The following is a 10,930-nucleotide window of genomic DNA, read 5'->3' as shown; positions in this document are numbered from 1 at the left end:
GCCCGGTCCGACGCCTCCCGGGCGAGCCGTGCCCGCGCGCGCTCCTCGGGCGTCGGCGGCGGAGGTGTCCGCTCGGCGACGCCGTGCCAGTACCGGGCCATCCCGCTGCCGCACCGCACCACCTCGTCGGCGGCGGGCGGAGCCGGCCAGAGCTGCAGGAGGTACCGGTCGAGCGGCGGCTCTCCGTCCTCGGGTCCGCCCTGGTGGGCCTCGTCCATCCCGTGGGCGCTCCACCGGGCACGCAGGGACCTAGCGGTCGGCAGGTCGAGCGGCTCCGCGGCGCCGAAGGAGGTGAGCGCGTACGGCTCGCCCTCCACGGGTGTCACCGAGGCCTCGACGACGTCCTCCCAGTCCGGGTCGGGCGGCGGGGCGTCGTCGTGGAGCTCGATGCGCACCGGGACGGACCCGGTGTGCAGACCGACGACGAACGACAGCGCTCCGGGGAACGCCGCCCCGCACAGCCCGTTCCGCTGCCCGCCCCGTCCTTCGATCAGCTCGGCGGTGACGCCGGCGTCGAACGGCTCGACCGCCATGAACCCGTAGTGGACGCTGACCAGCCCGTCCAGCAGCACTCGCACCGTCTCGACCTCCGCCCGTGTGGGACCTCGACGGCGATCCTGCCGGACGGGTCGGGCACCGCGCGGACGAACGCGCGATCCCGGTGACGCGGCGGGCTCAGCCCACCCGGACCAGCTGCCACTGCTGGTTGGCGCCGTTCCAGTCGGTGTACTGGACGATGTTTCCGCCGTCGCCGGTGGAGGCGCCCTGCACCTCGACCGCCTTGCCGCTGCTGCGGCTGATCAGCTGGACGTACCCGTCGATCGTCTGGAGGCTGAACTGCTGGTTGGCGGTGTTGTTGTCGCTCCACTGGATGATCGCCGCACCGTCGGCGGTGGACCTGCCGCTCACGTCGAGGACCTTGCCGGACAGCCGCGACTTCAGCCGGTAGTAGCCGTCGCCGGAGCTGACGAACTGCCACTGCTGCTGGGTGCCGTTGTTGCGGGACCACTGGGTGATGCGGGCGCCGTCGGCGGTGGAGAGGTTGTACACGTCGACGGCCTTGCCGCTGTTGCGGTTGACGAGCGTGTACCAGGCGGCGGTGTCGACCGGACCGGAGCTGCCGGGGTTCCCGGCCGGGTTGCCGATGCACCCCGGGACGGAACGCAGCGCGGCGAACCAGACGGCCGCCATCTTGTCGTAGCCGGTCGCGTTGGGGTGCACGCCGTCGGGGAGGTCGGAGAGGCTCACCGCGGTGTACATGTCGACGAGGTGCACCCGCTTCCCGGCGGCGGCCCTGCTCGACACGATGCCGGGGATGGCGGAGTTGTAGGCCCGCACCTTGGCGTCGGCGTACGACACCGGGATCAGGGTCGCGACGAAGACGTCGGTCTGCGGGGATGTGCTCGTGATCCTGTCGACGAGCGCCGCGAGCCGCGCAGGCGCGTTCGCGAGGTCGCGGTTCTGGCTGATGTCGTTCGTGCCGATGTGCAGCAGGACGGTGCGTGGCTGGTACGTGCGCAGCCAGCCGGCGACGTTGGCGTCGACCTGGTCGATCCGCCAGCCCGAGTGCCCCTCGTGGTCGTGGTCCCCGAGGCCGGCCGGCCCGTTGAAGCCCGACCCGACGAAGTCCGTCGTGTAGCCGTTCTGCGCCAGTCGCTGCCACAGCCCGACGCGGTAGCCGCCGCCCCCGGTCATGCCGACGCCGTCCGTGATGGAGTCGCCCAGGGGCATGACGCGGGTGCCCCCGTTGCTCTCGGCGGTGGCGGGCGCGGACTGCGTCACGGCGCCTCCGGCCAGTGCGACGCAGAGCGTGACGGCGACCAGCAGCCGTCGGACGATTCGGTGCATGGCGTCTGCCTCCTGGGACGGCTGCCTGTGGGCCGGGGACCGGCGATGTGAGCGCTCACATGGCAGGGGTGCGGCCACTCTGGCACGGCGCTCATGGGGCCTGCGATCGGCCCAAACGATTAGGTCGACGTCGCTGGACAACCCCGGATCCGCCCGTCATAGTCGCGCCGACCGGTGAGCCCGGTTCCCTGTCCGCCGGCTGCCAGCAGGGACCACCGGGCCCGCATCGGACGACCAACGACGATCGGACGAATCATGCGAAGAACTCAACGGTGGCGCCGGACCTGGTCGGCGACCCTGGCGGCGGCGACGCTCCTCACCGGGGCGGTGGTCGTGCAGGCGCCCGTGGCGTCCGCCGCGACCGGCTGCCGGGTGGACTACGTCGTCTCCGCGCAGTGGAGCGGCGGGTTCACGGCCAGCGTCAAGGTCACCAACCTGGGTGACGCGGTCAGCGGCTGGAACCTCACCTGGACGTTCCCGGCGGGGCAGACCGTGACCCAGGCCTGGAGCGCCACGGTCACGCAGAGCGGCGCGTCCGTGTCCGCGAGGAATGCGTCGTACAACGGCTCGCTGGGCACCGGTGCGTCGACGGAGCTCGGCTTCAACGGCAGCTACAGCGGCTCCAACCCGGCGCCGACCTCCTTCGCGCTCAACGGGACCACCTGCACGGGGTCACCGAACGGCACCCCGACCCCGACACCCACGGGCACCGCGACGCCGACCCCCACGCCGTCCGCGACCCGGACGCCGACGCCGAGCCCGACGAGCGCGCCCGCTGACCTCACGGTGAACACGGGCACCCGGTACCAGACCATCGACGGCTTCGGTGCCGCCGTGTCGATCTGGGGCGGTGCGTGGTCGACCGCCGACACGCAGACGCTCGTCGGCATGGGCGACAACCAGCTCGGCCTGTCGATCGTCCGCACCGGCATCTCGCCGGTGTCGAGCGAGTGGGGCAGCCAGGTCAGCGCGCTGAAGACGGCGAAGGCGTACGGCTCAGACGTCAAGATCCTCGCCTCGCCCTGGACGGCGCCGGCCGCGTGGAAGTCGAACAACAGCCGGATCAACGGCGGCACCCTGCTGACCTCGCGCTACGGGGACTACGCCAACCACCTGAACTCCTACGTGCAGTACATGAAGAGCCAGGGCGTGACGATCGACGTCACGTCGGTCCAGAACGAGCCCGACTGGCACCCCGACTACGACTCGATGGCGTGGACGGGCGACACGCTCCGCAACTTCGTGCGCGACCACGGCGCGAAGATCACCGGCACCAAGCTCATGGTCGCGGAGTCGCTCGGCACGAACCGGGCCTACACCGACCCCACGCTCAACGACGCGACCGCCCGCACCAACATCGGGTACATCGGCGGTCACATCTACGGCCAGGACACCGGTCCGAACCTCTCCCGGTACCCGCTCGCCGCGCAGTACGGCAAGAACCAGTGGATGACCGAGTGGAACTTCCACGAGGCCGACGGCAGCGGGGCGCGCATCTGGGGCGACCCGTCGAACGCCGCCGTGTGGAACGAGACGCTCGACCGGATCATGCCCTCCGTCAACCGCACGATGGAGGCGAACTGGAGCGCCTACGTCTGGTGGTACGGGCGGCGCTACTACTCGTTCATCGGTGACGGGGAGTCGGCGTACGGGACGACGGGCGGCGCGGTCCTCAAGCGCGGCTGGGCCTTCTCGCAGTACTCCAAGTACGTCCGCCCGGGCTACCAGCGCGTCGGCGTGACCGAGAGCTCGAAGGCGTCGCCGCTCGACGTCACGGCCTACCAGGGCGACGGCAAGATCACGCTCGTCATCCTCAACCGGTCGACGAGCGCGGTGAACGGCGCCGTCGTCCAGGCGCCGCAGGACGTCAGGTCCGCGCTCCACACCATGACGTCGCAGTACTCGAGCCGTGCGCCCCAGACCACCACGGTCGACGGCAGCCAGGTGAAGGTGAACGTGCCCGCCCGGAGCATCTCGACGGTCGTGATCACGCTCTGACCGCCTGAACCGCTCGTCGGAGTGACTGCCCAATGACGGTGCTCCACGTCCGCGCGACGTGGAGCACCGTCTCTCCGCGTCGCGGCGACCCGACGTCGAGCTGAGCAGTCGGGCAGCGGCCCGCCGAGGCGCCCGCCGTCGGTACCTCGCCCGGTGCCCGGCTACCGGCGTCGCCACGGGAGCAGGAGGCCGACGACGAGGAGCACCACGACGACAGCGCCGTCTGGCCTGCGCATGTCACGCCTTCCGGGCGCGGGAGCCACGCTCAGTTCGGCGCCCCGCGCACCCGGACTGGCTGGACCATCGGGCCATGCCATGCGGCGGCCCGCGCGTCGGCGTGGGACATGAGGACCTCCGGACAGTGGAGACGACGCATCTCCGCGAGGCCGGAGGTCCTCCTGGTCCTCAGCTCACGCGATGATCGTGTGGCAGAGCCAGCCGGTCCACTCCTGGTTCGTTGCCGAGTTCTTGACCCGCCCGCACACGTCAGAGCTGTGCTGTAGCCAGATGTTCGGCGACGGGTCCCAGATCTGCTGGTTGTATGCGTAGACGCACCCGGCCTTGTAGAGCGTCTTGTACTTCCAGCCGGGCGAGAGTCGAGGCAGGTACTTGAACTCCACTGTCTGCTTGCAGACGTTGGTGGTGGGCGCGGTGAACTCCATCATCAGGCGGTCCATCTCGGCGCCGCCGCCGCGCACGCTGTTGACCGTGAAGCAGTAGGTGGAAAGCCAGCCCGCCGGTGCAGCGGTGCAGCCGATCGCGTCCAGGGGAGTCACGTCCTGCGTGCCGCCTCCCGTCACAGGGTTCGTCGTCGACGCCCACGGGAGTGCATTGCCACCGAGCGCGCCCGAGAGTGTGGGGGCGTCGTCGGGACCGGTGGCAGCGTGCGCCGCTGTCAGGCCCGAAGCCACAAGGGCAACGGTCATGACCGAAATCAGTGTCGATCGAAGTTTGCGCAAAAGGACTCCCCCTGCTTCGTCGGGCGCCGCTCGCGTGTCGAGCGACGACGGGACGAACCGTAGCAGAACGGGCATCGGTGATGAGTCTAATTGCTCTCGTTGCTTTTGCATTGACTCGTCGCGTTCGGGACTAGTGACGTCCGCCCGACTTGTGCCACTATTGCGCGCGTGCCGATGCCGCGCTCCTTCCCGCAGCCCACCGGACGCGTCGCGCCGCCGAGCCGCGCCCCGATCGCCTGGGCGCTCGTCGCCGGCGTGGTAGCCGCCGCCGCGACCATCTTCGCCCGCGGGCCGGGTGTCCTCCTGATCGTGGGATCGGTCGTCATCACGATCACGGTCGTGATCGTCAACGCCGTGCAGCGCCACCTCGGTCCGGTGCGGACTGCCGTCCACGCCCTCGGTGCCGGCGTGGGAATGGTGGTGGCTTTCGCGCTGATGCCGATGCTCTTCGTCGCCGGGCCCTTGGTGGTACCAGCGGTCGTGAGTTTTGCGATCTTCTTTCGGCGAAACGACACGTGGGGTTGCGTGGCTGCTTTCATCGCCGGCGTGACCGGAGTGGTCCTGCGATTCGTTCTCTCGGTCGGCGATCTCAGTTATCCCGTGTTTGTGGTGCTCGTCGTAGGCGCAGCCGCCCTGGCAGTCTTCGCGTGCGTCCGCATGCCCGTCGTCGCGTCACGGCGTCCGGCGTAGCGGTCGAGTCCCGCCGACCCGACCCGAGACGTCAGGGGCAGTCCGAACCCGAGCCCTGCCCAGGTCAGCGCCTCAACGCCGTCAGCATCGGTGCTGGTAGCCGACGACGCCGACCAGCGCCTTGCCGAGCGCAACCCCGACGGTGAACGGAGCCGCCCGGGCTTCGGGGCAGGCTCGGTCGTGCGGTGTTGACCGTCTCGGCGGCGAGCTGTTGACGCCTGTGCTTGTACTCGTGCTCGGCGCGTCGATGTCGGCGAGTTCGGCGTGCAGGCGCCGGTTGTTCAGCCAGTCGACCTATCGTCAGCGTCGCGAGCCTGAGGACGGCGACCGTCGCTCGCGGGCTCCCCCTGCAATCATTGGTAATCCAGGCTCGACCCGAACAGTGCCGGTTAGGTCAGCACCACTGCGTGACCGCTCGCGATGCTGGCCCGGCACGCCTCGTGCAGGGCGAGCCACACGACGGACTCGACGGCGGGGTGGTCGTCCGGCCGGGCCGCGACGCGTGCTGCCTCGGCGTCGACGAGCGTCCCGTCGTCGTCGAGAGCGATGTCCAGGCTGCCGGCGCACCGCTGGAGCTCCCGGAGGAGGCCGTGGCTCGAGCCGACGACCCCACCGCCGGCGACCCCCGACCCGTCAGGAAGGATGACCGGACCACTCAGGTCGACGGGCACGAAGTACCCCTCCGCTGCGGAGTGGCAGATCAAGTGGGATGAGAGCATCGCAGCCTCTTCGCGCACCAGTGCCTGCCCGCGCTCGTAGGCCTCGCGGCTGTCGACGGGTGTCACGGGAGCTCCGGTCTCGACCAGGGCGACGACGCGCTTGAGGTCCTGGATCCATGATGCCGGGAAGCCGCGGACGGCCGACCGGACGGGCGGGACAGCCGCGAATCATCCCGGTCCGACAGTCGAACGCGAGATTCGCCAGTACTCCGACAGTCGAACGCGAAGTTCGCCACATCGAGTGCGAACCCACGCACAGCTCGGCTGCACCCGGTGGCACTCGGCACCCGGGAACAGATGACGGAGGCCGAGAGTTGAGCCAATCAGACTCAAGTTCGACGGTCCGAGGTTGCGTCGCCGACACCCGCGACGCAGACTTGAGCCCGGCGGACTCAAGAGTGGCCCGCTCGCAGCACCGCGACCAGGGCCCCGCAGACCCGGACAGCAGAAGGAAGGCACCACACATGGCACGAGCAGTCGGCATCGACCTCGGCACGACGAACTCCGTCGTCTCGGTCCTCGAGGGTGGCGAGCCCACGGTCATCGCCAACGCGGAGGGGTCGCGCACGACGCCGTCCGTCGTCGCGTTCTCCAAGACGGGCGAGGTGCTGGTCGGCGAGATCGCCAAGCGCCAGGCCGTCACGAACGTCGACCGGACCATCACGTCCGTCAAGCGCCACATGGGCACGGACTGGTCCGTCGCGATCGACGACAAGAAGTACACGGCGCAGGAGATCTCCGCGCGCGTGCTCTCCAAGCTCAAGCGTGACGCCGAGGCGTACCTGGGCGAGCCCGTCACTGACGCGGTCATCACGGTCCCGGCGTACTTCAACGACGCCGAGCGTCAGGCGACGAAGGACGCGGGCACCATCGCGGGCCTCAACGTCCTGCGCATCATCAACGAGCCCACCGCGGCGGCCCTGGCCTACGGCCTCGAGAAGGGCAAGGAGGACGAGCTCATCCTCGTCTTCGACCTCGGTGGCGGCACGTTCGACGTGTCCCTCCTCGAGGTGGGCAAGGACGACGACGGGTTCTCGACGATCGAGGTCCGCGCGACGTCCGGCGACAACCGCCTCGGCGGCGACGACTGGGACCAGCGCATCGTCGACCACCTCGTCTCCGAGGTGAAGAACACGACGGGCGTCGACCTGTCGAAGGACAAGATCGCGCTGCAGCGTCTGCGCGAGGCGGCGGAGCAGGCCAAGAAGGAGCTGTCGTCCGCGACGGCGACCAACATCTCGCTGCAGTACCTGAGCATGAGCGAGAACGGCCCGGTCCACCTGGACACCAAGCTCACGCGCGCGCAGTTCCAGCAGATGACGCAGGACCTGATCGACCGCACCAAGGCCCCGTTCCACGCGGTCATCCGCGACGCGGGCATCAAGCTCGACCAGATCGACCACGTCGTGCTCGTCGGCGGCTCGACCCGCATGCCCGCGGTGACCGAGGTCGTCAAGGAGCTCACGGGCGGGCAGGAGCCCAACAAGGGCGTCAACCCGGACGAGGTCGTCGCGGTCGGTGCCGCGCTGCAGGCCGGTGTCATGAAGGGCGACCGCAAGGACGTCCTGCTCATCGACGTCACCCCGCTGTCGCTCGGCATCGAGACCAAGGGCGGCGTCATGACGAAGCTCATCGAGCGCAACACGGCCATCCCGACCAAGCGCTCGGAGATCTTCTCGACGGCCGAGGACAACCAGCCGTCGGTCCTCATCCAGGTGTTCCAGGGCGAGCGCGAGTTCGCGCGGGACAACAAGCCGCTCGGCACGTTCGAGCTCACCGGCATCGCGCCGGCGCCGCGCGGCGTGCCGCAGATCGAGGTCACCTTCGACATCGACGCGAACGGCATCGTGCACGTGTCCGCCAAGGACCGCGGCACGGGCAAGGAGCAGTCGATGACGATCACCGGCGGGTCGGCCCTCCCCAAGGAGGACATCGACCGCATGGTGAAGGAGGCCGAGGAGCACGCGGCCGAGGACCACAAGCGCCGCGAGGAAGCCGAGGCCCGCAACTCCGCCGAGCAGCTCGTCTACTCGACCGAGAAGCTCCTCGTCGACAACGCCGACAAGCTGCCCGACGACGTCAAGACCGACGTCCAGGCCGCCGTCGGCGAGCTCAAGACGGCCCTCGAGGGCACCGACGTCGAGGCCGTCACGGCGAAGACGCAGCACCTCGCGACCGTCAGCCAGCGCATCGGCGAGGCGATCTACTCCCAGCAGCAGTCGGCCCCGGCCGACGCGGCCGGCGCGTCGGACAACCCGGGTGAGTCGACGACCTCCGACGAGGACGTCGTCGACGCCGAGATCGTCGACGACGAGGACGACAAGAAGTGACGAGCGAGAACGACCGTCCGGAGGCGGGGTCGGGTCAGCCCGACCCCGCCGAGGGGACGCCCCGGTTCACCGACAAGCGGCGCATCGACCCGGAGACGGGCGAGGTGCGCCAGCCGACGCCGGAGGAGCAGGTGCTCGCCGACGCGGAGTCCATCGCCCAGGGGGCGGAGGAGGAGGTGGTCCTGGAGGGCCTGATCGAGTCCCAGAAGCTCGCGGCCGAGCGGCTCGAGGAGCTGCAGCGCGCGCAGGCGGCGCACTACAACCTCGAGCAGCAGTACTCCGCGTACGTGAAGCGGTCCAAGGCCGAGGTCCTGGCCGCCCACGACCGTGGCGTCGCGTCGCTCGCGGAGGCGCTCATCCCCGTGCTCGACGACATCGAGCTGGCCCGCCAGCACGGCGACCTGACCGGCCCGTTCGCGTCGATCGCGGAGAAGCTCACCGCGACGCTCCAGCGGGTCGGCGTCGAGCAGTACGGTCAGGCCGGCGAGGCCTTCGACCCCGCGGTGCACGAGGCGCTCATGCACTCGCACTCCGCGGAGGTCACGGAGCCCACCGTCCAGATGGTGCTCCAGCACGGCTACCGCACGGCCGACCGCATCCTGCGTGCCGCCCGCGTGGCGGTCGTGGACCCGGAGGGCTGACGATCATCACCACCAGGAGGGAGGCGCCGTGACCGGGCAGGACTGGCTCGAGAAGGACTTCTACGCGGTTCTCGGCGTCCCCAAGGACGCCGACGCCGCGACCATCAAGAAGGCGTACCGCAAGCTCGCGCGCAGCATGCACCCGGACCACAACCCGGGGGACGCGGTCGCGGAGGCGAAGTTCAAGGAGATCGGCGAGGCCTACGCGGTCCTCTCCGACACCGAGCAGCGCCAGCAGTACGACCAGCTGCGCGCCATGGCGGGCGGCGCCCGCTTCACGGCGGGTGGTCGCGGCGGCGGCAACGCGGGCTTCGAGGACCTGTTCGGCGGCATGTTCGGCGGGGCCAACGGTCCCGGCGGGCGTGTCCGCTACTCGACGTCCCCGGGTGCCGGCGGTGCCGGTGGGGCCGGGTTCGAGGACCTCCTGGGCGGCCTGTTCAACCAGGGCGGCTTCGGCGGCGCTCGCGGACCGCAGCAGGGGGCCGACCTGGCCGCCGAGGTCACGCTGCCGTTCCGCCAGGCCACCGAGGGGTCGACCGTCGGGCTCACCGTCGAGGGCCGCTCGTTCACCGCCCGCATCCCCGCGGGCGTGCGCGACGGCCAGAAGATCCGGCTGCCCCGCAAGGGGCGTCCCGGTGAGTCGGGCGGTCCGCCCGGCGACCTCGTCGTGACCGTGCACGTCACGCCGCACCCGGTCTTCTCCTCCGACGGCCCGAACCTGCGGGTGACCGTGCCCGTCGCGTTCGACGAGGCCGCGCTCGGCGCGACGATCGAGGTGCCGACGCTCGACGGCGGGACCGTCAAGGTCCGCGTGCCCGAGGGCACGCCGTCGGGGCGGGTCCTGCGGGTCAAGGGCAAGGGCATCACCACGCCGAAGGGCGTGGGCGACCTGCTCGTCACCGTGCAGGTCGTCGTGCCGCAGCGGCTGTCCGCCGCGGCGCGCGAGGCGGTGCAGGCGTTCGGCATCGCGACGTCCGGCGAGGACGTCCGTGCCGACCTGCTCGACGCCGCGAGGAAGTGAGCCGACGGGGTGCCGGGCGCGCGACGAGCCGCCCGGCACCCCTGACGCACGGGTGCCGCACGAGGCGGGGAAGGTGGTGAGGTGACGTGGTGTCGGACGACGCGAAGGTCTACGTGATCTCGGTCGCCGCCGAGCTCGCGGGCATGCACCCGCAGACGCTCCGCCAGTACGACCGGCTCGGCCTGGTGTCGCCGGGCCGGACCAGCGGTCGCGGCCGGCGGTACTCGCTGCGCGACATCGCGACGCTGCGCGAGGTGCAGCGGCTGTCCCAGGACGAGGGCGTCAACCTCGCCGGGATCAAGCGCATCCTCGAGCTCGAGGCCGAGGTCGACGGGCTGCGCCGCCAGGTCGAGTACCTGCGCGCGTTCGTCGAGCCCGGCCGACGCGTCTTCACCGCAGACCCGCGCGGCGACGTCGTCGCCGTCCAGCGCACGGTCCGCGAGACCCGCCGCCGCCCCCGTGAGGACACCGGCGCCCTGGTCCTCTGGCGCCCCTGCTCCTGACCCGAGGGCCCGGATCGGTGAGGATGGCCGGGTGCTGACCGCGCTCGGGGTGGACGTCGGGACCACCAACACCAAGGTCGCGCTCGTCGACGTCACCGTGCCGCGGCTGCTCGCGGTCGCGTCCGCGCCGACCCCGTCGCCGCGGGATGCGGCCGCCGTCCTCGCCGGACTCGTCGCGCGCGTGCGGCCCGCGGGACCCGCGCCGGTCGCGGTCGGGATCG

The 10,930-nt window shown here is 70.8% G+C and carries 10 protein-coding genes and 1 pseudogene; 7 read left to right on the top strand and 4 right to left on the bottom strand.

Features of this window, described 5'->3' with window-relative positions:
- Positions 1-578, bottom strand: a 578-nt coding sequence (locus HGA02_RS03525; protein ID WP_210728123.1) for a hypothetical protein, incomplete at its 3' end; no start/stop codon positions are given.
- Between the two features lie 97 nt (positions 579-675).
- A complete protein-coding gene (locus tag HGA02_RS03520; RefSeq protein ID WP_168677637.1) occupies positions 676-1,848 on the bottom strand; it encodes an RICIN domain-containing protein in 1,173 nt (390 codons plus the stop codon).
- Between the two features lie 255 nt (positions 1,849-2,103).
- Here HGA02_RS03520 and HGA02_RS03515 point away from each other — a divergent pair, with 255 nt between their 5' ends.
- A complete protein-coding gene (locus HGA02_RS03515) occupies positions 2,104-3,846 on the top strand; it encodes a cellulose binding domain-containing protein (RefSeq protein ID WP_168677635.1) in 1,743 nt (580 codons plus the stop codon).
- 410 nt (positions 3,847-4,256) lie between these two features.
- On the opposite strand, the gene HGA02_RS03510 is transcribed toward HGA02_RS03515, so the two are convergent.
- Positions 4,257-4,523 carry a hypothetical protein gene (locus HGA02_RS03510; RefSeq protein WP_168677633.1) on the bottom strand — a complete coding sequence of 89 codons (267 nt, stop codon included), beginning with the start codon at positions 4,521-4,523 and terminating at the stop codon, positions 4,257-4,259.
- Between the two features lie 450 nt (positions 4,524-4,973).
- Here HGA02_RS03510 and HGA02_RS03505 point away from each other — a divergent pair, with 450 nt between their 5' ends.
- A complete protein-coding gene (locus HGA02_RS03505) occupies positions 4,974-5,495 on the top strand; it encodes a hypothetical protein (RefSeq protein ID WP_168677631.1) in 522 nt (173 codons plus the stop codon).
- Between the two features lie 389 nt (positions 5,496-5,884).
- Here the strand turns inward: HGA02_RS03505 and HGA02_RS03500 are convergent, their stop codons facing one another.
- Positions 5,885-6,280, bottom strand: a complete 396-nt coding sequence (locus HGA02_RS03500; protein WP_168677630.1) for a hypothetical protein — start codon at positions 6,278-6,280, stop codon at positions 5,885-5,887.
- A gap of 398 nt (positions 6,281-6,678) precedes the next feature.
- On the opposite strand from HGA02_RS03500, the gene dnaK reads away from it, so the two are divergent.
- The 5 genes and pseudogenes from dnaK to HGA02_RS03475 form a co-directional block, all read left to right on the top strand.
- Positions 6,679-8,544 carry a molecular chaperone DnaK gene (gene dnaK, locus HGA02_RS03495; RefSeq protein WP_168677628.1) on the top strand — a complete coding sequence of 622 codons (1,866 nt, stop codon included), beginning with the start codon at positions 6,679-6,681 and terminating at the stop codon, positions 8,542-8,544.
- Entirely contained in the window at positions 8,541-9,185 is a 645-nt protein-coding gene (locus HGA02_RS03490) for a nucleotide exchange factor GrpE (RefSeq protein WP_168677626.1), read from the top strand. Before dnaK ends, HGA02_RS03490 begins: the two co-directional genes overlap by 4 nt.
- Positions 9,186-9,213: 28 nt before the next feature.
- Positions 9,214-10,206, top strand: coding sequence for a DnaJ C-terminal domain-containing protein (locus tag HGA02_RS03485; RefSeq protein WP_168677624.1), 993 nt, complete (start codon positions 9,214-9,216; stop codon positions 10,204-10,206).
- Positions 10,207-10,295: 89 nt separating this feature from the next.
- Positions 10,296-10,709 carry a heat shock protein transcriptional repressor HspR gene (locus HGA02_RS03480; protein ID WP_168677622.1) on the top strand — a complete coding sequence of 138 codons (414 nt, stop codon included), beginning with the start codon at positions 10,296-10,298 and terminating at the stop codon, positions 10,707-10,709.
- A 31-nt stretch (positions 10,710-10,740) separates the two neighbouring features.
- Positions 10,741-10,930: pseudogene (locus tag HGA02_RS03475) on the top strand (FGGY-family carbohydrate kinase); the annotation flags it as partial.

The organism is Cellulomonas septica, assembly GCF_012396155.1.
Taxonomy (GTDB): Bacteria; Actinomycetota; Actinomycetes; order Actinomycetales; family Cellulomonadaceae; genus Cellulomonas; species Cellulomonas septica.
This window is presented reverse-complemented; position numbering and strand designations above follow the sequence as displayed.